Raw genomic sequence first — 25,270 nt, 5'->3', positions numbered from 1 at the left:
TAAACCGGCATGTGATCTGCAAGGCATCTTTGGTCGATTGTTACGTGTGTGTTACAAAAATGGACTATTGTTTTCTCTCGTTTTGCTAACCAGCAGCGCGTTTCCACACTGCGGAGCGCAGGGAGAGAACAGATGAATCAGCGGGAATTAGAAGGCACCATTGTCACCGATTTTTCCAAGCGCATGAGCTATGGCGATTATCTGTGCCTGGATCAGTTACTGGTCTGCCAACAACCTCTTTCCAACCCTCAGCATCATGACGAGATGCTGTTTATCGTGCAGCATCAAACGTCTGAATTATGGATGAAATTGATGCTGCACGAACTACAGGCCGCACGGCTGTTGGTTCAGCAGGACAAGCTCAGTCATTGTTTTAAAATCCTGGCCAGGGTGAAGCAAATCCAGCGGCTGTTGTTTGAGCAGTGGGCGGTATTGGAAACCTTGACGCCATCGGAGTATGTCGAGTTCCGTGGGGTACTTGGCAACTCCTCGGGTTTTCAGTCCCACCAATATCGTTCAATTGAGTTTTTGCTCGGTAACAAGAATGCGGCGATGCTGGCGGTATTCAGCGCAGATGCAGAAAAACATGCTGCGTTAAAAACGCTGCTGGAAGCGCCCAGCTTGTACGATGAATACCTGCTTTACCTTTCTCGCCAGGGTTTACCCATTCCGCAGGCGTGCATTGAACGTGACTGGACGCAACCTTATCAGCGTAATCCAGACTTGTTACCCGTGTTCAAACAGATCTACGATAATCCACAAACTCATTGGGAAGCCTATGAAATGGCGGAAAAGCTGGTGGATATAGAAGAGAGTTTCCATCTGTGGCGTTTCCGCCATATGAAAACGGTGGAACGAATCATCGGGTTTAAATCAGGCACCGGGGGTTCCAGCGGTGTCAGTTTTCTGAAAAAAGCCTTGGAGCTGACCTTTTTCCCGGAACTATTGGACGTGCGGACCGAAATTGGTTCCTGACCACTAATGACAAAAGGAGAGGGTGATGGCCATAAGAATTGAACAGAAGGCAGCAGAAAAGGTGGTGGGGTTACGGGTTGTCGGGCCTTATGCGCAATCCATCCCACCAGGATGCCAGCGCCTAATGGCATGGCAAAAACAGCATGGGATCCCTGCGGGGAAATGGCTGGTGCTGTACTGGGACGATCCCGCTGAAGTCGCCCCAGAAAGGCAGCGTGCCGATGTGGTATTTACAGTCGCAGAAGATTTTACGTTACCGGTGGGCAGTGAAGCGCTGTCTATACAAACTTTACCGGCCGGGGAGTATGCGATCTACCACGTGCGGATCACTGACGGCGATTTTGAGGCGGCATGGGGCAATTTTTATCAGAAGGAATTGCCTGCCAGCGGCTATCAACCGATAGACGGCGTTTGCTACGAACACTATCTCAACGACAACGAAGCCGATGGCTATTTTGACCTTGATATTTATCAGACGGTGAAGAAAGCCTGACGAACGGTAATATCCGATTGATTGTATCAGGGCGCAAGAGCGCCCTGATCATGTCGTTACTCTTCACCCACGCGGATCACCAGCTTGCCGAAATTTTTCCCCTGTAGCAGGCCAAAGAAGGCTTGAGGAGCGTTCTCCAATCCTTCTACCACATCTTCACGGAATTTGATTTTACCCAGGCTGACCCACTCCTGCATTTGCTGTAAAAACTCACCAAAACGTGGGGCGTAGTCATCGAAGATAATAAAGCCCTGCATTTTGATACGTTTGCGCAGAATCAGGCCTTGCAGCAGCGGTAACCGATCTGGGCCATCGGGTAACCCGGTGGCATTGTACTGGGCGATTACGCCACAGACCGGGATGCGCGCTTTAGTGTTAAGTAAGGGGATAACCGCATCGAATACTGCACCGCCGACGTTTTCATAGTAAACGTCAATGCCTTGTGGGCAAGCGGTGGCCAGTTGCTCTGCAAAATGGGGGGAGCGATGATCGAGACAGGCATCGAAACCTAGTTCATCAACAACATAGCGGCATTTCTCTTCACCACCGGCAACGCCGACCACGCGGCAGCCTTTCAATTTGGCAATCTGGCCCACCACTGAACCTACGGCACCGCTGGCAGCGGTAACCACCACGGTTTCCCCCGCCTGTGGCTGACCGATGTCCAACAGCCCCATGTAAGCAGTGAACCCCGGCATACCCAGCACGCCAAGCAGGCGGGAAGGGTGATCGAGCTTGGCTCCCAGGTTACGCAGCCCTTGTCCTTCTGACAGCGCATAGTCTTGCCAGCCGTCGTAACCTAATACCCAATCTCCGGTTTTGAAATCAGGGTGCTGTGATGAGACGACGCGGGATACCGTACCACCGACCATGACCTGCCCGATTTGCACCGGTGGCGCGTAAGAGGGAGCATCACTCATACGGCCACGCATATAAGGATCGAGCGAAAGGTAGACGGTGCGCAACAATAATTGGCCTGCTGCGGGCTGTGGTATCTCGGTAGTTTCCAGACGGAAATTTTCTGCGTGTGGCTCGCCGTGCGGACGAGAAGCTAAAACGAAGCGGCGATTCTGGTGCTGTTGCTGAGACATCGGGTGCTCCTTGGCGACAGAGTAGGATTATCAGTCTAACCAATATGCAGCAATGGGGAATTACGATATGTGCGCATAGGCTTATTGCCAGCAGGGAGCTTTCATTCTAAAGAGAAATAATTTATCACTTAACGAGCTTACCTTATCGCCATTTACTGTCGTGAGTTAGCATTGCACCATAAAAGAATTGATGCCTTTTGCGTGATAATTGCTGTTGGCGATTATCAATGAGGGGGAAATGATACTGCGATTGCCAATCCGTTACAGTGGAATGATCAACACATCAATGCTGCTGGTATTAATAAAGCGCGCGGCAGAACAGGTGACTTTGTTCAGCATACTGTCGCTGTGGTTGCCACAAATGACCAGGTCAAAAGGTTGCCGCTGGTTGGCATAAGTCAGGCAGTCACCCAGTTCGCCGTGGATAATCCGGGTATTGTGGATGGGGTAATCGGTACGCAGCCGTAGCTCCTCCATAAACAGCAGCGTCTCTTCCTCCATCAACGCACGCAGGTCGCCAAGCATTGGGCCCGCGAAGTTGTTATAGATCTCGGGATTGGCGATCATGCTCACCAGCGTGATTTGCCCATTATAAGGGCGCACGATAGAAACAGCCTTCTCTACCAGCCGGTGACTGTCTGCCGCCACTGCTACCGCTACCAACACGTTGTGGTATCCCATGTTCGACTCCTATAGCTCGATTACTTGCTAAAAGGGTAGAGCTTTGGCAGTCCAATAAATGTGTTTCGTATCACGCGCGACAGCAAATCTTGAGCCAGGCAAAAAAATCCGCCATAAAAGATAAAAAAGAAGCGCGCGTAATAGCGGGAAATTAAAGAACCTGTGCCCACAGTGATTTCGGTACTTTTCCTAAGTCGAACAGCTTTCCTGAGACCAATTCTGCGCGGCGATGATCGGCTGCGCGGTACATGCTACTCATTTCACTATCACTGGTTATGGAGTAATTTAGCTTGTCATAGACTTTTTCTAGACTGTCCAAACTGGAACATTTACGAAATGTCATCAGATAATCGATGGTATGAGTCATGGTTGAAATATAGCCTGTAAATTGTTTTAAGCCGGTAAATAAAAACATCACCTGCTTACGGGATAACCGTGAGCAGAGATGCGCCGCCAGACACAAACAAAGAAAAATGAACAAACGGAACGCGCTGCAATGAAATATTCCTCATGGCGTTGTTAGCGCACTGAGAATGATAATATGTGATCGTCATGTCGGCAATATTCCTGAGTGCATAAAACATTAATTAGGGATTATCTTAAGAGCAGCCCAGAGGTTTTTTTCGGTCATTTTGCATCTGGCCTGTGTCTAGGCGAGGATTCTGCCTTTAAACCTCATTGAGGCCAGCTTATAAGCTAAACGACGCGAAGCACCGCTCTGCTGCGATCTTGTTTAAACTGCCAGTGCAGTGACATTTATCACGACGGGTTTCTGGCCTGATAACCACCCCAACAAGATTTGTTAGGCTAGCGTGTCATTTTCCCTTTCGGATAATGGCTCCAGAAGAGAAATACTACCATTGGAATGACGGTATCAGATACAGATAACGCTAAGTCAGCTTATTAGCGGAGTGGAAATGATTCGCATTTTATAATTTATCGGACATATCGTTCAAATTATTTGATGCATGCAAGTGAAAACACATGAAAAGATCCCATTATTTAATTAGGTAAATAGTGAGATAAAATTAAATCTGCACTGTTTATTTATTATTAATAAAATTCAGATGCTATGAATTTTACCTGCAAGTAGAATTAATATGAAAATAATAAAAGTAAGGTCAAAATTTACATTGTTTTCATGATAACCGTTTTCGCCTTTTAAATCTGCGATTATTCTTATGTGATGTTGGTACTTTTCCTTTAAATGAAACATTTAGTTACCTTTGTTTTCTTGTTAAAAGGCGAAAACGTCACCTTTTATAAATGATAACCCTCTGAAAAATGGAAGCCGTGCGGGTTTTCTCCATGTTGAGTGAAGGCTGGCGGACGATAAATCCTACAGTTTTCAAGCGTTAACCTCTCTCTATAATTCCATTCCAATGCCTTAACTTTTTGTTTTAAAAGTGTTTATTTTATATTTTAGGGTTTTTTCTCTGTCATTTGACTTTGGTAAAGCTTTTGTTCGAGTTAATCTAGAAAAGAGTGTTTTTTAGCGAATAAACGTTGTTTTTAAGATCATTTTTTACCAGTGGTTACTTTTTGAGCTAAAATAGTTCAAAAAACATCCCAGGCGTTGATGTCAGGTTCAGATATTTTTTATTTTTGTGATATGTATGGCATTTTTTTTAAAATGGCAGGTAGCCCAAGTTGTGTATGCTAAAGGTTCAGAGGTAGAGTGATATTTTAGCTGGGAATAATCTTATCAATTTGTAAAATAGTTTCATGGCAGAAACACTATGAAACCCAGTGCTATCTATCTGGACATTCTGATTTAGATACATATCGAATACTGAGTAAAGCCCTAATGGAGTAGGCTTCAGCACTGCCATGGCTGGCATGAAGAGATCTGTTTGCCAACTTAGGGAATAAACCCAAGTCACGGGCGATAAATTTATCACCCAGCGTATGTTTTTAAACATAGTCTGTCGGGATGGAAAATATGGGCACGTCGGAACTACTTAAACATATTTATGATATCAACTTATCCTATTTACTTTTAGCGCAACGGCTAATAAATGATGAGAAGGCGTCTGCAATGTTTCGCCTGGGGATCGATGAAACCATGGCCGATGCATTGTCGCGACTCACGTTGCCACAAATGGTCAAATTGGCAGAAACCAATCAATTGGTCTGCCATTTCCGTTTCAACGATCACAATACTATTGAACGCCTGACCAAAGAGTCCCGAGTGGACGATCTGCAACAAATCCACACGGGTATTTTGCTATCAAGCCATCTACTGCAAGGGTTATCGGCTAAAAGCGGTAGCTCGACGAAGAAAAGAGCCTGATTATGCGCGATAAAAGTATTGTTCAAGAAGCTAAAGACATTCAACTCGCCATGGAGTTAATCACTTTGGGCGCGCGTTTGCAGATGCTGGAAAGCGAAACGCAACTCAGTCGCGGGCGGTTGATAAAACTTTATAAGGAGTTACGTGGCAGCCCGCCACCTAAAGGTATGCTGCCGTTCTCAACCGACTGGTTTATGATTTGGGAACAAAACATTCATTCATCAATGTTTTACAACGCTTATCGATTCCTGCTGAAAAGTGGGCAATGTCGGGGTGTGGACGCGGTTATCAAAGCCTACCGCCTGTATCTGGAGCAGTGCCCGCAGCAACCGGGTGAAGCGCCACTGCTGGCTTTGACCCGCGCCTGGACGCTGGTGCGCTTTGTCGACAGCGGCATGCTACAACTCTCCGCCTGTAATTGCTGTAGCGGCACCTTCATCACCCATGCCTACCAACCCCTTAACAGCTTTGTCTGCAGTTTATGCCAACCTCCTTCCCGCGCAGTAAAAAGACGTAAACTTTCTCCGCAACTGGCCGATATTACTCCTCAACTGCTGGAAGAACAGGTTAAACGCGCGGTCTGATGCAGGCTTGCTGAAACCAAAAAACAGCAGTGAAACGCAGGAGCCCGGCACACCGGGGCCATGGAATGGCCCGTGCTGCGTCTGTGTCATTCCTCCATGCTGACCTCAGCTTCCATTCTGTGAATTTAAGGAATATGTGTGTTAGTTATCTTGGGTTATCTCGTGGTGCTGGCGGCGGTATTTGGCGGCTATATGATTGTCGGCGGCCATCTTGGCGCGCTCTATCAACCGGCAGAGTTCCTGATTATCGGTGGGGCAGGCCTGGGTGCGTTTATCGTCGGCAACAACGGTAAAGCGATTAAATCCACGCTGCGTGCCATTCCCACACTGATGCGCCGCTCAAAATACAGCAAAGACCTGTATATGGATCTGATGGCATTGCTGTATCGCTTACTGGCCAAATCCCGCCAACAGGGCATGTTATCCCTCGAGTTCGATATCGATAATCCGCAGGAAAGTGAAATCTTCTCTAATTATCCCCGCATCCTTGCCGATAACCATTTGGTGGAATTTATTACCGACTATTTACGGCTGATGGTGAGTGGCAACATGAACGCATTTGAAATTGAAGCGTTGATGGATGAAGAGATCGAAACCTTTGAGCAGGAAAGCGAAGTGCCTGCGGGCAGCCTGGCGATGGTCGGCGACTCGTTACCGGCCTTCGGCATTGTTGCCGCCGTGATGGGTGTGGTTCATGCGCTGGCCTCGGCCGATCGCCCGGCCGCCGAGTTGGGTGCCTTGATCGCCAACGCCATGGTAGGGACGTTCCTTGGCATTCTGCTGGCCTATGGGTTTGTTTCTCCGTTGGCTACGCTGCTGCGCCAGAAGAGCGCGGAAACCACCAAAATGATGCAGTGCATCAAAGTGACGTTGTTGTCGAGCCTGAACGGTTATGCTCCGCAGATCGCGGTCGAATTTGGTCGTAAAACGCTGTACACCACTGAGCGTCCTTCTTTTGTCGAACTGGAAGAGCATGTGCGCCGGGTGAAAGCGCCAGCGCCGCAAGAGACGGAAGAGCAGGACGCATGAAGCAAAATCACCCGGTTGTTCTGGTCAGAAAGCGTAAAGCCCAGCATGCCGCCCATCATGGTGGTTCCTGGAAAATTGCCTACGCCGATTTTATGACGGCGATGATGGCGTTTTTTCTGGTGATGTGGCTGTTGGCGATTGCCAGCCCGCAGGAGTTGACGCAGATCGCCGAATATTTCCGCACGCCGCTGAAAGTGGCCTTGAGCGGTGGTAACAAAAGCAGCGCAGAGAGCAGCCTGATCCCCGGAGGGGGTGACGATCCTACCCAGCAGCAAGGGTTAGTGGAAAAGCCGGTGGATTCATCTGAAATACAGGCAGAGAAACTGCGGTTAAACAAATTGCGCGAAAAGCTGGATGAATTGATTGAGTCCGATCCACGCCTGAAAACTCTGCGCCCGCATTTGCTGATCAACATGATGAACGAAGGGCTGCGCATTCAGATTATCGACAGCCAGAACCGACCAATGTTCAAGACCGGCAGCGCCCAGGTTGAAAGCTATATGCGCGATATCCTGCGCGCCATTGCTCCAATTCTGAACGATTTGCCGAACAGCATCAGCCTGGCGGGCCATACCGACGATCTGCCCTATGCCACCGGTGAGCGCTATTACAGCAACTGGGAGCTTTCAGCCGATCGCGCCAATGCCTCACGGCGTGAGTTGATCGGCGGTGGTCTGGCCGAAGGAAAAGTACTGCGCGTGATTGGCATGGCATCGACCATGAGCCTGAAAGCGCACGGCGCTGATGATGCCATCAACCGGCGTATCACGATCTTGGTGCTGAACAAAGAGAGCCAGCAGGACATAGAGCAGGAGAATGCGGAGAGCAACGCGACGGAAATCAGCCAGCCCGAGGGCGTGCAGTCACTGCTGCCAGAGGATGCCGTGACCACGCCGGAACCTGCGGCTCCAGTTGCCAGCGCTGCTGGGCCGACAACAGCGATCCCGGCCGCACCTGCCACCACTTTACCGACTAACCGCGACTTACCGCCGAGGTGACCCCGTGAGCATGGACATTAGCGCTTTTTATCAGACCTTTTTCGATGAAGCAGACGAACTGTTGGCCGATATGGAGCAGCACCTGCTGGAGTTGGATCCATCGGCCCCGGATCTTGAGCCGCTGAATGCGATCTTTCGCGCCGCGCACTCGATTAAAGGCGGCGCAGCCACGTTCGGTTTCTCCATCCTGCAGGAAACCACCCACCTGCTGGAGAATCTGCTGGACGGTGCCCGGCGTCAGGAAATGCGTTTGAGCACCGAGATTATCAACCTGTTTCTGGAAACCAAAGACATTATGCAGGAACAACTGGATGCCTATAAAACCTCGCAACAGCCTGATAGCAAAAGTTTTGCATATATCTGTCAGGCACTGCGGCAACTGGCTTTGGAAGCACAACAGCAGGGCGCGCCCGCAGCGAAACTGGCCGTAGAAACCGCTACCTTCGTGCCCGAAGCGATCGAAGAGGGTGTGCGTATCTGCTTGAGCGATCTGAAGCCGAACGAAATTCCGTTGATGCTGGAAGAGCTGGGCAATCTGGGGGAAGTGCAGAACCCACAGCAGAGTGAAAATAGCCTGGAAGTGACGCTGTTGACCTCAGCCAGCGAAGAGGCGATCAGCGCGGTGCTGTGTTTTGTGCTGGAGCCGGAACAGATTGCGTTCACCAAGCCAGCGCTGCCGATCACAACTGCCAGCGAACCAGAGCCGCAAGTGCTATCTGCCGCAGTGGCTCAACTTTCCCCGGCGGCAGAAACGCCGAAAGCGCGCGCCAAAGCCAGCGAATCCAGCAGCATTCGCGTGGCGGTAGAAAAGGTTGACCAACTGATCAATCTGGTGGGCGAATTGGTGATCACCCAGTCAATGCTGGCGCAACGTTCAGGCTCGCTGGATCCGGTTAACCATGGCGGTCTGCTCAACAGCATGAGCCAGTTGGAGCGCAATGCCCGTGATTTGCAGGAATCGGTGATGTCGATCCGCATGATGCCGATGGAGTACGTGTTCAGCCGATTCCCGCGTCTGGTTCGCGATCTGGCCAGCAAGCTGGATAAACAGGTGGAACTGACGCTGCGGGGCAGCTCCACCGAACTGGATAAAAGCCTGATTGAACGCATTATCGATCCTTTGACGCACCTGGTGCGCAATAGCCTGGATCACGGCATTGAAGAACCGGCCACGCGCCTGGCGGCAGGCAAACCCGCAGTGGGTAACCTGATCCTGTCGGCTGAACATCAAGGGGGCAATATCTGCATTGAGGTTACCGACGATGGTGCAGGCCTGAATCGCCAGAAAATCCTGGCGAAAGCCGCTGCGCAAGGCCTGCCGGTGAGCGACAGCATGACGGATGACGAGGTGGGTATGCTGATCTTCGCCCCAGGGTTCTCCACCGCTGAATTGGTAACCGATGTTTCTGGCCGCGGCGTTGGCATGGACGTGGTGAAAAGAAACATCCAGGAAATGGGCGGTCACGTTGAGATTCATTCGCAGGCGGGTAAGGGCACCGCAATCCGTATCCTGCTGCCGCTGACGTTAGCGATTCTCGACGGCATGTCGGTCAAGGTGAATGAAGAAGTCTTTATTCTGCCGCTGAATGCGGTGATGGAATCACTCCAGCCCCAGACGGAGGATTTACATCCGCTGGCCGGAGGGGAACGCGTGCTACAGGTACGCGGTGAATATCTGCCGCTGGTGGAGCTGTACCGAATATTTGACGTGGCCGGAGCAAAAAACGAGGCCACGCAGGGGATTGTGGTGATCCTGCAAAGCGCCGGTCGCCGCTATGCGCTGCTGGTGGATCAGTTGATCGGCCAACATCAGGTGGTGGTGAAAAACCTGGAAAGCAATTACCGCAAAATCCCTGGGATCTCCGCCGCAACTATCTTGGGGGACGGTAGCGTCGCGCTGATTGTGGATGTCTCGGCGTTACAAACGTTGAACCGTGAACAGCGTCTGACGGACGTGGCTGCATAACGATTAACTGAGCTTATTAAGGGGATCCACATGGCTGGATTGGCAATGGTCAGCAAACTGGCGGGCGAAACGGTAGGTCAGGAGTTCCTGATTTTTACCTTGGGTAATGAAGAGTACGGCATTGATATCCTCAAGGTGCAGGAGATCCGCGGTTACGATCAGGTCACCCGCATCGCCAATACCCCGGCGTTTATCAAAGGCGTAACCAATTTGCGCGGCGTGATCGTGCCGATTATCGATCTGCGTGTGAAGTTCGCCCAGCAAGGGGTGTCTTATGATGAAAACACCGTAGTGATCGTGCTGAATTTTGGCCAGCGCGTGGTGGGGATCGTGGTTGATGGCGTTTCCGACGTGCTGTCGCTGACCACCGATCAGATCCGCCCGGCCCCGGAGTTTGCGGTGACGCTCGCCACCGAATACCTCACCGGTCTGGGCTCATTGGGCGAGCGTATGCTGATTCTGGTGGATATCGAAAAGCTGTTGAGCAGCGAAGAAATGTCGCTGATGGATAACGTGGCGAAAAGCGCCTAAATGCCATTAAAAAACGTGCATGAATCCCCCAGGTGATAGGGTATGAAAAATACAGTTTCAGTGCCAAACCGAGAGCCCACTTCGATACTGGCGCAGATGGTGCAACGGCTGCCGCTGTCGGACGTGCATTTCCGGCGTATCAGCCAGTTGATCTACCAGCGTGCGGGTATCGTGCTGGCAGAGCACAAACGCGAAATGGTTTATAACCGCCTGGTTCGCCGCCTGCGGATGCTCGATCTGCAAGGCTTTGGCGATTACCTGGCGTTGCTGGAAAGCGATCTCAACAGCGCCGAATGGCAGGCCTTTATCAATGCCCTGACCACTAACCTGACGGCTTTTTTCCGCGAGGCGCACCATTTCCCGATCTTGGCGGAGCATGCGCGTTCACGGCCAAACGGTTACAGCGTGTGGAGCACCGCCGCTTCGACCGGGGAAGAGCCTTATTCGATCGCCATGACCTTGAATGAAGTGCTGGGAAGGCGTGCCACCGGCACGCTGGTGTGGGCCAGCGATATTGATACCCAGGTGTTGGAAAAGGCCGAAGCCGGGGTTTACCGCCAGGAAGATCTGCGCACCCTGACGCCGGAACAGCAGCAGCGTTATTTCCTGCGCGGCACCGGGCCGCATCATGGGCTGGTGCGGGTGCGGCCAGAATTGGTGGCGCAGGTGCATTTCCAGCCGCTCAACCTGCTGGCCGTAGAATGGGAACTACCGGGGCCGTTCGACGCCATTTTTTGCCGCAACGTCATGATCTATTTCGATAAAGCCACACAGGAGCGCATTCTGCGCCGCTTTGTGCCGCTGCTGAAACCGGGCGGGCTGCTGTTTGCCGGGCATTCCGAGAACTTCAGCCAGCTCAGCCGGGATTTCTACTTGCGCGGGCAGACCGTGTATGGCCTGACCAAGGAGAGGTAATGAATAAAATCAGCGTATTAAGCGTAGACGACTCGGCCTTGATGCGGCAGCTCATGACCGAAATTGTCAACAGCCATGCCGATATGGAGATGGTGGCGACCGCACCGGATCCGTTGGTGGCGCGCGATCTGATCAAAAAATTCAACCCGCAGGTGCTGACGCTGGACGTCGAAATGCCGCGCATGGACGGGTTGGAGTTTCTCGAAAAACTGATGCGTTTGCGCCCGATGCCGGTGGTGATGGTGTCATCACTGACCGGTAAAGGCTCGGAGATTACCCTGCGGGCGTTAGAACTGGGGGCGATTGATTTTGTCACCAAACCCCAGTTGGGGATCCGCGAAGGCATGCTGGCTTACAGCGAATTGATCGCCGAGAAGATCCGCACGGCGGCCAGGGCCCGTTTGCCGCTGCGTTCCAACGCTCCTGTACCGGAGATCCTCAGTCATACTCCCTTGCTGAGCAGTGAAAAGCTGATGGCGATTGGCGCCTCAACCGGCGGCACCGAAGCCATTCGCCAGGTGTTGCAGCCGTTACCGGCCAACAGCCCGGCGTTGCTGATCACTCAACATATGCCGCCGGGCTTTACCCGCTCGTTTGCCGAGCGGCTCAACAAGCTGTGCCAGATTACGGTGAAAGAGGCCGAAAACGGCGAACGGGTGCTACCGGGCCATGCCTATATCGCACCGGGCGATCGCCATCTGGAGTTGGCGCGCAGCGGGGCCAACTATCAGATCAAATTGCACGAAGGCCCGCCGGTCAACCGTCATCGTCCTTCGGTGGATGTGCTGTTCCACTCGGTGGCGCAGTTTGCCGGGCGTAATGCGCTGGGGGTGATCCTCACCGGCATGGGCCATGACGGCGCGGCAGGGATGCTGGCAATGCACCGCGCCGGAGCCTACACCCTGGCGCAAAGCGAAGCCAGCTGCGTGGTGTTTGGTATGCCGCGTGAGGCGATCGCCAGCGGGGGCGTCAGCGAGGTGGTGGAACTGGATCGCATCAGCCAACGCATGCTGGCGCAGATCGCCGGTGGCCAGGCGCTGCGCATCTGATGCGGCTGAGTAATCAATGATAAGGAGTGAGCATGGCAGATAAGAATCTCAGATTTCTGGTGGTGGACGATTTTTCCACCATGCGCCGCATTGTCAGAAATCTGCTGAAAGAGCTGGGTTTTAACAATGTGGAAGAAGCGGAAGACGGGGCCGATGCGTTGAATAAACTCCGTGCTGGCGGTTTTGATTTTGTGGTCTCGGACTGGAACATGCCAAACATGGACGGTCTCGAACTGCTGCAAACCATTCGCGCCGACGGCGTATTGGCGTCGATGCCGGTACTGATGGTGACGGCAGAAGCCAAGAAAGAGAACATTATTGCTGCGGCTCAGGCGGGTGCCAGTGGTTATGTGGTGAAACCCTTTACGGCGGCGACGCTGGAAGAAAAGCTCAACAAGATTTTCGAAAAACTGGGTATGTAAAAGGAGAGGGCGATGAGAGACATTCCAATGCCTACCAGCGATGCCGCAACAGCGGGTGAGATCATCTTTCGTATCGCCCAACTGACCCGCATGTTGCGTGACAGCATGCGTGAACTGGGGCTCGATCAGGCGATCGCTCAAGCGGCAGAGGCGATCCCGGATGCCCGTGACCGTCTTGACTACGTTGTCACCATGACGGCGCAGGCGGCGGAGCGCGCGCTCAACTGCGTAGAAGCGGCCCAACCGCGTCAGGCAGCGCTGGAGTCAGAAGCCAAAGCGTTGAAAGGGCGCTGGGATGCGTGGTTTGCCGATCCGATTGAGCTGGCAGATGCCCGTTCACTGGTTACCGACACGCGCCAGTATCTGGATCGGGTCCCGGAGCATACCGCCTTCACTAACGCCCAGTTGCTGGAAATCATGATGGCGCAGGATTTTCAGGATCTGACCGGCCAAGTGATCAAACGCATGCTGGACGTAGTGCAGGAGATCGAAAAACAGCTGCTGATGGTGCTGATGGAAAATATCCCCGAGCAGCCAGCTAAAGAGAAAAAGCCGAATAGCAACCTGCTGAATGGCCCGCAGCTCGATCAGCAGGGTGTTGGGGTGATCGCCAATCAGGCACAGGTGGACGACCTGCTCGACAGCCTCGGGTTCTGATGCCATAACCTTGGCCGTAGGGCGCTTACGGCCAAGGCTCACTCCTCATGCTGCAAATAACCCGCCTTTTCCCCCGTTATTCCCGCAATGAAACCAGCATTTTTTTGCCATGCTGATGGCAATTCTATTCTTTCCGCTCAACAGGAACCGCTTCCTTGGCTGAAGACAGTGATGTGGAAAAAAGCGAGGCGCCCACGCCTCAGCGCTTGGCGAAAGCCCGTGAGGAGGGCCAGATTGCGCGTTCGCGCGAACTGACCTCAATACTGATGCTGATCGCCGGGCTGTCCATTTTATGGATTTCAGGCAGCCATATCGCCCAACAACTGGTAGATATGCTGAGCGAAGGGCTGCATTTTGACCATAACATGGTCAGCAACGATCAACAGATGTTGCATCAGTTTGCCATGTTGTTGCGTCAGGCGCTGTGGGCACTGCTGCCGATCCTGGCCGGATTGATGCTGGTGGCACTGGCCGCGCCGATGTTATTGGGCGGGGTAGCCTTCAGCGTCAAGTTTGATGTGAAACGTATGAACCCGCTTACCGGGTTTAAGCGCCTATTTTCTACCCAGGTGTTGGCGGAATTACTGAAAGCGATCTTGAAGGCCGTGCTGGTCGGCTGGGTAGCTGGCCTTTATCTGTGGCACAACTGGGCGGCGATGCTGCATCTGGTAACACAACCGCCGCTGGAGGCGCTGGGCAATGCGCTGCGGATGGTGATCATGTGCGGCATGCTGATCGTGCTCGGGCTGGTGCCGATGGTGGCGTTCGATGTTTTTTATCAGCTCTGGAGTCACTTCAAGAAATTGAAGATGAGCAAACAGGAGATCCGCGACGAACACAAACAGCAGGAGGGCGATCCGCAGGTGAAAGGGCGCATTCGCCAGCAACAGCGGGCGATGGCGCGCCGCCGCATGATGGCCGATGTGCCGCAGGCCGATGTGATCGTCACCAATCCAACTCATTACGCGGTGGCTTTGCAGTACAACGATAAAAAAATGAGTGCCCCCAAAGTATTGGCGAAAGGCGCGGGGGATATTGCCCTGCGTATCCGCGAACTGGGCCATCAACACCGTATTCCGCTGCTGGAAGCACCGCCATTGGCCCGTGCGCTATTTCGCCACAGCGAGATTGGGCAACAGATCCCCGCCACCCTGTATGCCGCCGTGGCCGAGGTATTGGCCTGGGTTTACCAGCTACGCCGCTGGCAGCGCGAGGGTGGGCTGATGCCGAAAAAACCTGAACGTCTACCGGTGCCGGAAGTGCTGGATTTTGGCCTGAGAGAGTCACCATGATGGCGAATTTAGCCTCCCTGCTTCGTTTACCGGCCAATGTTAAAGATACGCACTGGCAGGTGCTGGCGGGCCCGATACTGATCCTGATGATTTTGTCGATGATGGTGCTGCCATTACCGGCGTTTGTCCTCGACCTGCTGTTTACCTTCAATATTGCTCTGTCGATCATGGTGTTGCTGGTGGCGATGTTTACCCAGCGCACGCTGGAGTTCGCCGCTTTTCCGACCATTCTGCTGTTTTCCACCCTGTTGCGCCTGTCGCTGAACGTGGCATCGACGCGCATTATTCTGCTGGAAGGGCATACCGGTTCGGCGGCAGCGGGGCGAGTGATTGAAGCGTTCGGCCACTTTCTGGTCGGGGGTAACTTTGCCATCGGCATCGTGGTGTTCATTATTCTGGTGCTGATTAACTTTATGGTGATCACCAAAGGCGCCGGGCGCATTGCTGAAGTGGGCGCGCGCTTTGTGCTTGACGGGATGCCCGGCAAACAGATGGCGATCGACGCCGATCTCAACGCGGGTTTGATTGGCGAAGACGAAGCCAAAAAGCGCCGTACTGAAGTGACGCAAGAAGCGGATTTCTACGGTTCGATGGACGGTGCCAGCAAGTTTGTGCGCGGTGACGCGGTCGCAGGGCTGATGATCATGGTGCTGAACGTGGTCGGTGGGTTGCTGGTTGGCGTGATCCAGCACGGCATGCCCTTGGGCGCGGCGGCGGAAAGCTATACCTTGCTGACCATTGGCGACGGTCTGGTGGCGCAGATCCCGGCGCTGGTGATTTCTACCGCAGCGGGCGTGATCGTCACCCGTGTTGCCACCGATCAGGACGTTGGCGAACAGATGGTGGGCCAACTGTTCAATAACCCGCGCGTGATGCTGCTGAGCGCCGGGGTGCTAGGGCTGCTGGGGCTGGTGCCCGGCATGCCAAACCTGGTATTTCTGCTGTTTACCGCTGGCTTGCTGGCGTTGGCCTGGTGGCTACGCGGGCGCGAGCAGCAAGCACCGCCAATCAAAGTTCCTGCGATAGCGCCAGAGAGCCCGCAGGCGGTGGAGGCCAGTTGGTCCGACGTGCAGTTAGAAGATCCGTTGGGGATGGAAGTGGGCTATCGCCTGATCCCGATGGTGGATTTTCAGCAAAACGGTGAACTGTTGGGGCGTATCCGTGGGATCCGCAAGAAATTCGCGCAGGAAATGGGTTATTTACCGCCGGTGGTACACATCCGTGACAACCTCGAACTGCCCCCGGCCAGCTACCGTATTCTGATGAAAGGGGTAGAAATCGGCAGCGGAGAAGCGCATCCGGGCCGTTGGCTGGCGATCAATCCGGGTAATGCGCTGGGGGAACTGGCTGGGGAGAGCACCGTCGATCCGGCATTTGGTCTGGCAGCGGTGTGGATCGACAGCGCGTTACGGGAGCAGGCGCAAATCCAGGGTTTTACCGTGGTTGAAGCCAGCACCGTGGTGGCTACCCATCTCAATCATCTGCTTGGTCAATTCGCCAGCGAGCTGTTTGGCCGCCAGGAAACCCAACAGTTATTGGATCGCGTTACGCAGGAAATGCCGAAACTGACCGAAGATTTCATACCGGGCGTGGTCTCGCTGACCATTTTGCATAAAGTATTGCAGAACCTGCTGGCCGAACGGGTTTCTATCCGCGATATGCGCACCATTATCGAAACGCTGGCGGAGCATGCGCCGATTCAGAGCGATCCTTATGAGTTGACCGGCGTGGTGCGCGTTGCGCTGGGGCGTGCCATTACCCAGCAATGGTTCCCTGGCAGCGGTGAAATTCAGGTTATCGGCCTGGATACGCCGCTTGAGCGCTTATTGTTGCAAGCCTTGCAAGGGGGCGGAGGCCTTGAGCCGGGGCTGGCGGATCGGCTGCTCGATCAGGCCCGGCAGGCCCAACAGCGGCAGGAAATGCTCAGCGCACCGTCGGTGCTGTTAGTGAACCATGCGTTGCGTGCGCTGCTGGCGCGATTCCTGCTCCGCAGCTTGCCACAATTGGTGGTGTTGTCGAACCTGGAAATCAATGACGATCGCCAAATCCGCATGACCTCGACGATTGGAGCTACCGGATGAAAACCTGCCTAGCCACCTTTTTATTGTTGCTGCCTTTAGCCACACAGGCGGTGTCCGGTTCCTGGGTAGCGAGTAATGACGGCGTAGCGTTGGAGCGCGGCCAAGTGCGTGCCGAGTCGCAACCGCTACGCCCGTTAAACGCCTTGCCGGGTGACTCTGCCCGGATCACCAGCGTCAGTTGGCGTTATCAATTATTCTCTGCTGAACCGGCCGGGTTACAGGTGCAGCTATGCACTGCCGCCCGCTGTATCGTTCTTGATACAGGCAGCGGGCGCAGTGAGGCGCTGAAAGGCGATCCGGCTGACAGTGAGTTTCGTTTTGTCTATTACGTGCAGGCGCGTGGGGCACTAAATCCATCGCTGCGGGTGATGGGTAATCAGATCATTGTAAATTATGAGTGATAGCTTGTGCATTGTTCTGTAATCTACGCCTCCCCTAAAGGGCTTTATCAGGCCGACGGTACGCGATTTATCTGAAAGGTTCATAAAATAATAAAAATATAAGATAGCGTTATTTTGCCGCAGATTCTTTATGCTCTGTGTTTGTTGTACTCATGCTCCCGTCTTTTCTCGTCTAGAGACACTCCGAGCGGCGCTGTTTACGCCGTTCATTTGCCCCTTTATTTTCTGATTAATCCAGACGTTGGCTTAATTATTAACCGATGATGAGTCCACGTGATCAAAACACCACGTGCCATCGTCAGGATAACTTGATGTTAATTTCTTCCTCTGCCCGAATCGCCAGCAACAGCGTGATTGAACCGGGTGTGATTATCGGTGCACACGTATGCATCGGCCCTTTTTGTGTGATTACTGCCGGTGTTGAGATCGGTGAGGGGACGGTAGTTGCCTCGCATGTGGTGATTAATGGCCTGACCCGCATCGGGCGCGATAATCGCATCGGGCGCTATTCGTCGATCGGCGAAGTGAACCAGGATTTGAAATATGCGGGTGAAGCCACCGAGGTGGTGATCGGCGACAGGAATCAGATCGGGGATAAAGTCACTATCCACCGTGGCACCTTGCAAGGCAGGGGCCGTACTACGATCGGCAATGACAATCATATTTCGGACAGCGTTCATATTGGCCACGACTGCGTGGTTGGCAATGGCACGTTCATGGGCAGCAACAGCGGCCTGGCTGGGCATGTTGAACTCGATGATGCGGTACACATCGGTGCCATGTGTGCCATCCACCAGTTCTGCATTTTGGGGGCTTATGCACGGGTTGCCGATCGGTCCGGTGTGGTGCAGGATGTGCCGCCGTTTGTCTGCGCCAGCGGGAACCATGCTTTACCCACCGGATTTAATCAATTAGCGGAAGCTTTTCTTGCGGCGGATAGTCACCAGCAACAACTGATCCGTACTCTGTATGACAGAATTTATCACTTGGCAATACCGATTGATGAGGCCAAAAAAGAGGCCGAGCGCTTAGCCACTCAATATCCTTTAGTCACTTTTTTTAACCGCTTCTTCTCACGCTCAATGCGCGGCATTATTCGCTGAAGATTGAGTCTGTGCTCCGCCATTGGCCGTAATTGTCTTTGGCAGCACAGGGCTTAGTTGGCATATCAGAAATGCAGAACTGCCTAATAAAGTTAATGTAGAAAACGTTAATGATATAAAAAATCACATCGAGCTCTATATTTTTATTAAAATTTATCTAATTGCTTTTTTCCATCACTTCCTAGCCTAAAAAAAACCAAAAATCAAACTATAAGTCTAACCATTACCTCCGGTTTGGACTAAAAATCTATGTTTTCATGGTTGTGAAGAGCAAAACTCTAGTAAGGTGATTTCTTGGGCGGTTGATGGTTGTTGCCGGGCAAATGGTTATAAAAATCATTATGTTACGTTTTTATTTTGCGCTATTTGCCGTTATTGACAACGACACGGCATTAATGAATATTAGCGGGATTCAGATATGGGCTAAACATGAAGAGCACGACGCCTCCGTTGTTATCCGTTACCTGCTTAGAAAACCAACGCAAACACTTTAAGGATATCCTTATATAACATGGACGATAAATTTGGATAATACTTCCTCATTGAGCCCGGTACAGATTGATTGAAAAATTAACTCTGTATTATGCGCAATATCATTAAATCTACTGCGAATTAATGAATGCCCGAGCGGTAATCATTTTATGGTTTCCCTTTGGCTAAAAACTGATGTTTTCAGTTCTCTCTCAAGAGAATACTGAAAGTATTAAGAGTAAATGTACGTTTTATTTAAACATCAAAATTTATACATAAAGGAATAGTACCATGCGTAAAGTAATTTTCTCTTTGGCTCCTGCTGCCTTGTTATTAATTGCGGCTGCCGGGAATGTTCAAGCAGCTTCTAATGCCCAGTTAACCGTAACGGCTAACGTTGTGGCTGCAACCTGTGACGTTTCTCTGTCTACCAATAACCTGGATCTGGGCAACTATGCACCGACCCAATTTACCGGTGTGGCAACGCCAATTCCTGCTAGCCAAAAAACCTTCACCGTCGGCCTGAATAATTGCCAGGTGCCTGCTCAAGCAGCAGATACCGCCAATCTGGTGATCAGCGGCCAGACGCTGGGTGGGAACCCTAACCTGTTTAACTCCACCGGCACCAATACCGGCATCATGTTGAATCAGGTTGCAACCCCAACCACCTATATCACCAGCGGCCAGAAATTGTTGGTGGCAACTGCAGGCGAAACGCCATCAGCCAGCGACTTTAATACCAAGACGTTGAGCCTGCAGGCGGGTTTGGCATCCACCACCACCACAGGCATCAACATCGGTGCGGTCAACGCGCCAATCCTGTTTAGTTTTTCCTACAACTAAGCCCCTATGCAGGCAGCCTCTGCTGCCTGTTATTTTTAACCACCAGGAGCCGATCAATGAAGCGCCTAAACCTGTTTTCTCTCATGACGATGGCGCTGCTGTCTTGTTCCTCAGCCGTCATGGCTGATGGCTTTGGCATCAATGCCACGCGTCTGATCTACCCGCAAGGGGCGGACAGCATCTCCGTCTCGGTGCGCAATACGCAGCCTGTGATGCCGTACTTGGTCCAGGTTGCTCTCAGCAAGAGCCCAGACAGCCGCGAAGCCGCGCCCTTTATGGTGACGCCGCCGATTTTCCGCTTGGAACCCAAGAGCGTGAATCAGATCCGCATTGCCGCGAACGGTGAGTCATTAGCCAAAGATCGTGAGTCAGTATTTTATTTTCACGCCACTGCCATTCCGGCGAGCCAAGCGCCAACGGCAAAACAGCCGAACGCTGGCGTACAGGCTGCGGTGCAGTTTGGCGTAGGCAACATCATCAAGATGTTTTATCGCCCAGAAGGCTTGCCATCAACCTCTACCGAGGCACAGAAAGGCCTGCAATTTTCACGGGTGAACGACGGGCTACAGGTCAATAACCCATCGCCCTATTTTGTCAGCCTGGCCGGGATCAAATTTGGCGGACAGGCTCTCAAACTGGATTCCGCCGCTGCGTTGATGATTGCGCCATTTGGTTCTCATACCTATGCCACCCAGGTGAGAAACGGAACCATTGAATGGCAGACCATTAACGATCAAGGGGGTGTCGATGTATTTAAACAGGCTCTGCCATAAAGCGCTGCTGTTGCTCGCGCTCAGCCTAGGTAGCCTGGCGGCGCAGGCGGTGACATTGAATTTTTCAGCATCGATTGTGCAAGGCACCTGTTCGCTGAGCCTGAATAAAAGCGTGCTGCCGCTGGGTGCAGTACCGCAGGCCAGCTTACGCAGTGGCTCACTGGTTAACCTGCAACCTTTCAGCCTCAAGGCTGACAATTGCAGCGGGGTGGCTGGTGGATCGCAACAACCCGTGATTACGGTGCTCGGCGCAGGAGCCACCCAAGACGGCAAGTGGCTATTTCGTAGTAGCGATTCAACCGCAACGGGTGCCGGGGTGATGTTGGTGCAGGGGGCCACCTCGCCGACCTACGCCGCTACGGAAGTTAAACCGGGCGACTCTTTCCCGCTGGCAGGCGTGGGGCAAGCCCCCAGCAATCTGGAACTGCCGTTTTTTGCTGGCGTCAGCTGTGGTGGCAGTACCGGCTGCACCACGGTGAAACCGGGGACGCTGGCGGCCAACGTAATGTTTATTTTTGCTTATCGGTGAAAGAGTTATGACGTTCGCACAGGGTTTACTTACCACGCTGTTGCTGATGGTTTTTTCTGCGGGAGCAGCGAGCGGCGGCATCAGCTTAAGTCAGACACGCGTGATTTTTTCCGCCGAGGATAAAGCTCAAACCATCACGGTAAAAAATAGCGGGGCGAAAAATTACCTGATTCAAAGCCGGGTGCAGACCGACCTGAGCAATACCCGCGCAGCCCCCTTTGTGGTGACGCCACCGCTGTTTCAGTTGGCGCCAGAGAGTCACCAACTGCTGCGCATCCTTAAGCAGGATCCGGCGCTGCCTGCTGACCGTGAGTCGCTGTTTTATCTTGCGGTGTCGGCCATCCCCGCGCAATCAGAGCCTGCGGCGCAACAGGCGCGTTTATCCATGGGGTTTCAGTTTGTCATCAAGCTGTTCTATCGCCCGGCAGGGCTGAAGCTCGCTGCCGAGAACGCCAGTTGCCAACTGAAAATGACCCCAACGGCGCAGGGGATACGTATTGAGAACCCTACGCCTTATTTTCTCTCATTCGGCACTTTGGCGTTTGACCAACGCGCCGTGGATTTAGAGACACAGCCGGCAATGATTGCGCCGCTGAGTAGTGAGACCTACCCGGCAAGCCAGCCGGTCAAGCAGGTGCATTGGCAAGCTATTAATGACTTCGGCGGATTGTCTGCGCCCTGCCAGCAAGTGCTGCCGGCCTAACAGGAACAACCACCATGAAACGTTTAACTCAAGCCGTGATGCTGCTCCTGTGCAGCCTATCGGCACTGGCCGCTGCACCGGAATCAACCGGCATCTCTTTTTATGTGCTGCGGGTGATTTACCCCGAAAGTGCCCAGAAAGGCGTGACGCTCACCGTGAATAACAAGAGCGCGGCTCCGTACCTGATGCAGTCCTGGATCCGGCCGGTAGACCTCAACACCGGGGATGTCGATCTGAACCACAACGGGCAACAGAAGATGCCGTTTATTGTCACGCCACCCCTGGCGCGTTTAGAGGCCAACGGCGAACTGACGCTGCGTATCCGGCGCAACGGTGAGCCGCTGCCAGCCGATCGGGAATCGGTATTTTTCATCTCGATGAAGGCGATTCCAGCAAAAAAAGAGGCCGGTGAAGCAGCAGCGTCCGGCCAGATGGCGCTCACCGTGGTCAGCAACATGAAGCTGTTCTATCGCCCGGCCAGCTTGGCCAAGCGCGCGGTAGCGGATGTGGCCTCTCAACTGCGTTTTCACCGCGAGGGTGACACGCTGATTGCCGAGAACCCAACGCCGTATTGGCTCACCTTTTCACAGTTGAAGGTCGGCAATGTGGAGCTGGAAAAACCTGCACTGCGCATGATGGTGCCGCCTAAAGGGCAACAACGCTATGCATTACCTACGGGGGCCAATGGCAACGTGGCATGGCAATTAATCGATGAAGATGGGTGGGATACCCCCGTTCAGCAACAGGCTTTGTAATTTTTTGGTTATTAAGGACGGACATCAAGTGGACAAAATAATAATGACGAGACGTCTTAATAACTCAGCCATTTCCCCCGTGCTGACAGGCGCTTTATTCCTTGTTGGCACATTGCCTGCCTCGGCGCGTGATTATTTTGATCCCGCACTACTGGCCTTGGCGGGAGACCAGGCCGTTACCGCCGATCTGAGCTCTTATGAAACCGCAGGTCGGGTGCCAGAGGGCCGTTATCTGGTCTCGCTGTGGGTGAATCAGGCCGATCAGGGGCAACATACCCTGGTGTTCAAAAAGAATGCCCATGGGGATGTTCAGCCCGAACTGACGCCTGCGTTTCTGCACCAATTGGGGGTGAATACCACGGCATTGCCCCACTTTAACGGGCTACCGGAACAGGAGCCAATCAATGATTTGGCAACGCTGATTACTGATGCTCAGGTGCATTTTGACTTGGCGCAACTGCGCCTGGATCTCAGCATTCCGCAGATAGCGATGCAGCAGAACGCCAGAGGTTCGGTTGATCCCGCGCTGTGGGACGACGGCGTACCGGCTCTGGTGATGAATTACAGCCTGAGCGGCAGCCGCAGCAGGCAAAGTGCTCAGGCCGGGATGGGCAGCAGCGAACAGACCAACCTGTTCGCCAGCCTGCGCGGCGGGTTGAACTGGCAGGCATGGCGCTTGCGCAGCGACATGACCTATTTACGCAGCCAGATCGGCGGCGATTCATCTGCCCCCACAACGCAGAGCACTCGTTTTACTAATACCTATTTGCAGCGCGATATCCGCGCATGGCGTTCAGAGGTACTGGCAGGGGAAAGCAGCACCGGCAGTGAGGTGTTTGACAGCATCCCTTTCCGTGGCCTCAAGCTGAATTCCAGCGAAGAGATGCTGCCAGGCAGCCTGCGTGGCTTTGCACCGGTGATCTCGGGGATTGCCCAGACTAACGCCCGGATCACCGTCAGCCAGAACGGCAACGTGGTGTATCAAACCTATGTCGCCCCTGGGCCGTTTCGCATTGACGATCTGTATCAGACCGGGCAGGGCGGCGATCTGACGGTGATCATTACCGAAGCGGACGGCACAGTGCGCACGCAGACGCTGGCGTTCTCTTCGCTACCGGTGATGCAACGCCCCGGCGCACTCAAATATGAGTTCACCACCGGGCGCTACAACGGCGGGATCACACAAGAGTCGCGGGAAGCGAGCTTTGGTTTGGGCACCTTTATGTATGGCTTGCCCCATGACATCACCCTGTATGGCGGGGGGCTGATGGCGCAAGACTATGCCTCGCTGGTGGCCGGGACCGGTGTTTCGCTGGGGGAATGGGGGGCTTTATCAGCGGATGTGACCACCTCCAGCACCCAGTTAGCTGGGCAGGATAGCCGGCAGCAGGGGGCATCTTATCGGGTGCGCTATGCCAAAAGCCTGTTGAGTACCGGAACCTCGGTGGATCTCACCGCTTACCGCTATTCCACCCGCAATTACTACAGTTTTGCGGATTTTAACAACCAGGGTTATCAACTGAATGACGGGCAGATGCCGTGGTCGTTGGAGCGCCAGCGCTCTAATTTTCAGATCCGGGTTAACCAGCAGTTAGGCTCATGGGGGGCACTGTATCTGTCCGCCGCGCGTAACGACTACTGGGGCAACGATCGTGCGAACAACACCGTCTCAGCCGGTTACAACGGCAGTTATCGCGGCGTGAGTTATGGGCTGGCCTACAGCATTGACCGCATCAAAGGGGATGGCAGTTGGCCTGAGAACCGCCAATTGTCGCTGAATATGCAGGTTCCCTTCAGCCTGTTCAGCTCAAGCCCGGCGGTGAGCCGCAGCTATGCCAACTATCAAATGACCCAGAACAATCAGGGCGAAGTGCAGCAACAGGCAGGGATCAGCGGTAACGCGATGGATGAACGCCTGTCTTACAGCGCCATGCAGGGTTGGTCGAACGGTGAGAGCAGTGACAACGGCACCTTGAACGCGGGTTATCAGGGCAGTAAAGGCCAGGCAAACCTCGGCTATAGCTACGGCGGCGCATACCGCTCGCTTAACCTCAGTGCCAACGGTGGCGCAGTGGTGCATCCAGAGGGGGTGACGCTGGGGCAAATGCTGGGGAGTTCGGTGGCGGTGGTGAGTGCGCCAAGCGCAGGCAATGTGGCGGTGATGAACGGCAACGTACGGACCGATAGCCGTGGCTATGCCCTGGTGCCCTATCTGTCGAACTACCAGAACAACAGCATCAGCCTGAACCCGGCCACCTTGCCGGACAACGTGGAGATGACGCAGTCCAGCCGCAACGTCTACCCAACCAAAGGCGCGGTGGTGATGGCCAAGTTTGATACGCGCGTCGGTTATCAGGCGCTGGTGACGTTACAACGCGGTGAAACCAGCATCCCGTTTGGCACGGTGGTAATGGTGGAAGGCGGGGCGGCGGGTGAGAACAACACCGGCATTGTCGGTGACGCAGGGCAGGTATACCTGAGCGGGCTCGCGGAAACCGGCCGACTGACGGCGAAATGGGGCAACGAAGCGAGCCAGCAATGCCGGGCAGCGTTCAGCTTTGCCGAGAGCGCTGCGCCTTCGGCAGGTAACCCGGTGCGCCAGTTAACGGCGCGCTGTGAGAACAGTTAATAGGAA

25 protein-coding genes are annotated in these 25,270 nt (G+C 53.5%); 22 read left to right on the top strand and 3 right to left on the bottom strand.

From position 1 onward, the window contains the following. Window positions 1-132: 132 nt before the first annotated feature. Window positions 133-975, top strand: coding sequence for a tryptophan 2,3-dioxygenase (kynA, locus tag ACX1CU_RS14555; protein WP_459399006.1), 843 nt, complete (start codon window positions 133-135; stop codon window positions 973-975). A gap of 25 nt (window positions 976-1,000) precedes the next feature. Continuing rightward, window positions 1,001-1,468: a DNA gyrase inhibitor SbmC gene (sbmC, locus tag ACX1CU_RS14550; RefSeq protein ID WP_459399005.1), complete on the top strand. Its 468-nt coding sequence runs from the start codon at window positions 1,001-1,003 to the stop codon at window positions 1,466-1,468. A gap of 56 nt (window positions 1,469-1,524) precedes the next feature. On the opposite strand, the gene ACX1CU_RS14545 is transcribed toward sbmC, so the two are convergent. From ACX1CU_RS14545 to ydgT, 3 genes are all read right to left on the bottom strand, one after another. Further along, window positions 1,525-2,559 (bottom strand): NADP-dependent oxidoreductase, encoded by a 1,035-nt coding sequence (locus ACX1CU_RS14545; RefSeq protein ID WP_459399004.1) that lies wholly within the window; start codon window positions 2,557-2,559, stop codon window positions 1,525-1,527. A gap of 261 nt (window positions 2,560-2,820) precedes the next feature. Next, window positions 2,821-3,240, bottom strand: a complete 420-nt coding sequence (uspC, locus tag ACX1CU_RS14540) for a universal stress protein UspC (RefSeq protein WP_459399003.1) — start codon at window positions 3,238-3,240, stop codon at window positions 2,821-2,823. Window positions 3,241-3,391: 151 nt separating this feature from the next. Beyond that, window positions 3,392-3,607, bottom strand: coding sequence for a transcription modulator YdgT (gene ydgT, locus ACX1CU_RS14535; protein WP_037395775.1), 216 nt, complete (start codon window positions 3,605-3,607; stop codon window positions 3,392-3,394). Between the two features lie 1,575 nt (window positions 3,608-5,182). Here ydgT and flhD point away from each other — a divergent pair. From flhD to ACX1CU_RS14435, 20 genes are all read left to right on the top strand, one after another. Beyond that, a complete protein-coding gene (gene flhD / locus ACX1CU_RS14530) occupies window positions 5,183-5,533 on the top strand; it encodes a flagellar transcriptional regulator FlhD (protein WP_459399002.1) in 351 nt (116 codons plus the stop codon). A 2-nt stretch (window positions 5,534-5,535) separates the two neighbouring features. Next, window positions 5,536-6,117 (top strand): flagellar transcriptional regulator FlhC, encoded by a 582-nt coding sequence (gene flhC, locus ACX1CU_RS14525; protein WP_459399001.1) that lies wholly within the window; start codon window positions 5,536-5,538, stop codon window positions 6,115-6,117. A 138-nt stretch (window positions 6,118-6,255) separates the two neighbouring features. Beyond that, window positions 6,256-7,146 (top strand): flagellar motor stator protein MotA, encoded by an 891-nt coding sequence (gene motA, locus ACX1CU_RS14520; protein WP_459399000.1) that lies wholly within the window; start codon window positions 6,256-6,258, stop codon window positions 7,144-7,146. After that, the gene (gene motB, locus ACX1CU_RS14515) at window positions 7,143-8,144 is read left to right on the top strand and encodes a flagellar motor protein MotB (RefSeq protein ID WP_459398999.1); all 1,002 of its coding nucleotides are present in this window, start codon (window positions 7,143-7,145) and stop codon (window positions 8,142-8,144) included. Before motA ends, motB begins: the two co-directional genes overlap by 4 nt. A 4-nt stretch (window positions 8,145-8,148) precedes the next feature. Further along, entirely contained in the window at window positions 8,149-10,110 is a 1,962-nt protein-coding gene (cheA, locus tag ACX1CU_RS14510; protein ID WP_459398998.1) for a chemotaxis protein CheA, read from the top strand. A 30-nt stretch (window positions 10,111-10,140) separates the two neighbouring features. Beyond that, a complete protein-coding gene (gene cheW, locus ACX1CU_RS14505; protein ID WP_459398997.1) occupies window positions 10,141-10,641 on the top strand; it encodes a chemotaxis protein CheW in 501 nt (166 codons plus the stop codon). Window positions 10,642-10,683: 42 nt separating this feature from the next. Then, window positions 10,684-11,556, top strand: coding sequence for a protein-glutamate O-methyltransferase CheR (gene cheR, locus ACX1CU_RS14500; protein ID WP_459398996.1), 873 nt, complete (start codon window positions 10,684-10,686; stop codon window positions 11,554-11,556). Further along, window positions 11,556-12,605 (top strand): protein-glutamate methylesterase/protein-glutamine glutaminase, encoded by a 1,050-nt coding sequence (locus tag ACX1CU_RS14495; RefSeq protein WP_459398995.1) that lies wholly within the window; start codon window positions 11,556-11,558, stop codon window positions 12,603-12,605. The genes cheR and ACX1CU_RS14495 overlap by 1 nt, the downstream gene beginning before the upstream one ends. 32 nt (window positions 12,606-12,637) lie before the next feature. Further along, on the top strand, window positions 12,638-13,027 hold the full coding sequence (cheY, locus tag ACX1CU_RS14490; RefSeq protein ID WP_459398994.1) for a chemotaxis response regulator CheY: 390 nt from the start codon (window positions 12,638-12,640) through the stop codon (window positions 13,025-13,027). Window positions 13,028-13,039: 12 nt separating this feature from the next. Next, entirely contained in the window at window positions 13,040-13,684 is a 645-nt protein-coding gene (cheZ, locus tag ACX1CU_RS14485) for a protein phosphatase CheZ (RefSeq protein ID WP_459398993.1), read from the top strand. Between the two features lie 155 nt (window positions 13,685-13,839). Then, entirely contained in the window at window positions 13,840-14,976 is a 1,137-nt protein-coding gene (gene flhB, locus ACX1CU_RS14480) for a flagellar biosynthesis protein FlhB (RefSeq protein ID WP_459398992.1), read from the top strand. Continuing rightward, entirely contained in the window at window positions 14,976-17,057 is a 2,082-nt protein-coding gene (gene flhA, locus ACX1CU_RS14475) for a flagellar biosynthesis protein FlhA (RefSeq protein WP_459402817.1), read from the top strand. The genes flhB and flhA overlap by 1 nt, the downstream gene beginning before the upstream one ends. Next, complete coding sequence (locus tag ACX1CU_RS14470; RefSeq protein WP_459398991.1) at window positions 17,054-17,458, top strand: flagellar protein FlhE; 405 nt, start codon at window positions 17,054-17,056, stop codon at window positions 17,456-17,458. The genes flhA and ACX1CU_RS14470 overlap by 4 nt, the downstream gene beginning before the upstream one ends. 311 nt (window positions 17,459-17,769) lie before the next feature. After that, window positions 17,770-18,561 (top strand): acyl-ACP--UDP-N-acetylglucosamine O-acyltransferase, encoded by a 792-nt coding sequence (gene lpxA, locus ACX1CU_RS14465; RefSeq protein WP_459398990.1) that lies wholly within the window; start codon window positions 17,770-17,772, stop codon window positions 18,559-18,561. 762 nt (window positions 18,562-19,323) lie between these two features. Then, entirely contained in the window at window positions 19,324-19,875 is a 552-nt protein-coding gene (locus tag ACX1CU_RS14460; RefSeq protein ID WP_459398989.1) for a fimbrial protein, read from the top strand. A 56-nt stretch (window positions 19,876-19,931) separates the two neighbouring features. Further along, window positions 19,932-20,648: a fimbrial biogenesis chaperone gene (locus tag ACX1CU_RS14455; RefSeq protein WP_459398988.1), complete on the top strand. Its 717-nt coding sequence runs from the start codon at window positions 19,932-19,934 to the stop codon at window positions 20,646-20,648. Further along, a complete protein-coding gene (locus ACX1CU_RS14450; protein WP_459398987.1) occupies window positions 20,623-21,177 on the top strand; it encodes a fimbrial protein in 555 nt (184 codons plus the stop codon). Before ACX1CU_RS14455 ends, ACX1CU_RS14450 begins: the two co-directional genes overlap by 26 nt. A gap of 7 nt (window positions 21,178-21,184) precedes the next feature. After that, the gene (locus ACX1CU_RS14445; RefSeq protein ID WP_459398986.1) at window positions 21,185-21,880 is read left to right on the top strand and encodes a fimbrial biogenesis chaperone; all 696 of its coding nucleotides are present in this window, start codon (window positions 21,185-21,187) and stop codon (window positions 21,878-21,880) included. Window positions 21,881-21,894: 14 nt separating this feature from the next. Further along, complete coding sequence (locus ACX1CU_RS14440; protein WP_459398985.1) at window positions 21,895-22,635, top strand: fimbrial biogenesis chaperone; 741 nt, start codon at window positions 21,895-21,897, stop codon at window positions 22,633-22,635. A gap of 43 nt (window positions 22,636-22,678) precedes the next feature. Beyond that, window positions 22,679-25,264 (top strand): fimbria/pilus outer membrane usher protein, encoded by a 2,586-nt coding sequence (locus ACX1CU_RS14435; RefSeq protein WP_459398984.1) that lies wholly within the window; start codon window positions 22,679-22,681, stop codon window positions 25,262-25,264. Window positions 25,265-25,270 lie beyond the last annotated feature (6 nt).

It is taken from the genome of Serratia sp. D1N4, from assembly GCF_054552755.1.
The sequence above is the reverse complement of the archived record's forward strand: the minus strand, read 5'-3'. Positions and strand labels throughout refer to the sequence as shown.

Coding starts and splice junctions, on each gene's coding strand:
- uspC (WP_459399003.1), bottom strand. CDS start 3,240: ATGGGATACCACAACGTGTTGGTAGCGGTAGCAGTGGCGGCAGACAGT.
- cheR (WP_459398996.1), top strand. CDS start 10,684: ATGAAAAATACAGTTTCAGTGCCAAACCGAGAGCCCACTTCGATACTG.
- ydgT (WP_037395775.1), bottom strand. CDS start 3,607: ATGACTCATACCATCGATTATCTGATGACATTTCGTAAATGTTCCAGT.
- lpxA (WP_459398990.1), top strand. CDS start 17,770: ATGTTAATTTCTTCCTCTGCCCGAATCGCCAGCAACAGCGTGATTGAA.
- ACX1CU_RS14445 (WP_459398986.1), top strand. CDS start 21,185: ATGACGTTCGCACAGGGTTTACTTACCACGCTGTTGCTGATGGTTTTT.
- ACX1CU_RS14435 (WP_459398984.1), top strand. CDS start 22,679: ATGACGAGACGTCTTAATAACTCAGCCATTTCCCCCGTGCTGACAGGC.
- ACX1CU_RS14440 (WP_459398985.1), top strand. CDS start 21,895: ATGAAACGTTTAACTCAAGCCGTGATGCTGCTCCTGTGCAGCCTATCG.
- flhC (WP_459399001.1), top strand. CDS start 5,536: ATGCGCGATAAAAGTATTGTTCAAGAAGCTAAAGACATTCAACTCGCC.
- cheZ (WP_459398993.1), top strand. CDS start 13,040: ATGAGAGACATTCCAATGCCTACCAGCGATGCCGCAACAGCGGGTGAG.
- ACX1CU_RS14495 (WP_459398995.1), top strand. CDS start 11,556: ATGAATAAAATCAGCGTATTAAGCGTAGACGACTCGGCCTTGATGCGG.
- cheY (WP_459398994.1), top strand. CDS start 12,638: ATGGCAGATAAGAATCTCAGATTTCTGGTGGTGGACGATTTTTCCACC.
- ACX1CU_RS14455 (WP_459398988.1), top strand. CDS start 19,932: ATGAAGCGCCTAAACCTGTTTTCTCTCATGACGATGGCGCTGCTGTCT.
- kynA (WP_459399006.1), top strand. CDS start 133: ATGAATCAGCGGGAATTAGAAGGCACCATTGTCACCGATTTTTCCAAG.
- flhA (WP_459402817.1), top strand. CDS start 14,976: ATGGCGAATTTAGCCTCCCTGCTTCGTTTACCGGCCAATGTTAAAGAT.
- sbmC (WP_459399005.1), top strand. CDS start 1,001: ATGGCCATAAGAATTGAACAGAAGGCAGCAGAAAAGGTGGTGGGGTTA.
- cheW (WP_459398997.1), top strand. CDS start 10,141: ATGGCTGGATTGGCAATGGTCAGCAAACTGGCGGGCGAAACGGTAGGT.
- ACX1CU_RS14545 (WP_459399004.1), bottom strand. CDS start 2,559: ATGTCTCAGCAACAGCACCAGAATCGCCGCTTCGTTTTAGCTTCTCGT.
- ACX1CU_RS14450 (WP_459398987.1), top strand. CDS start 20,623: ATGTATTTAAACAGGCTCTGCCATAAAGCGCTGCTGTTGCTCGCGCTC.
- ACX1CU_RS14460 (WP_459398989.1), top strand. CDS start 19,324: ATGCGTAAAGTAATTTTCTCTTTGGCTCCTGCTGCCTTGTTATTAATT.
- ACX1CU_RS14470 (WP_459398991.1), top strand. CDS start 17,054: ATGAAAACCTGCCTAGCCACCTTTTTATTGTTGCTGCCTTTAGCCACA.
- motB (WP_459398999.1), top strand. CDS start 7,143: ATGAAGCAAAATCACCCGGTTGTTCTGGTCAGAAAGCGTAAAGCCCAG.
- flhD (WP_459399002.1), top strand. CDS start 5,183: ATGGGCACGTCGGAACTACTTAAACATATTTATGATATCAACTTATCC.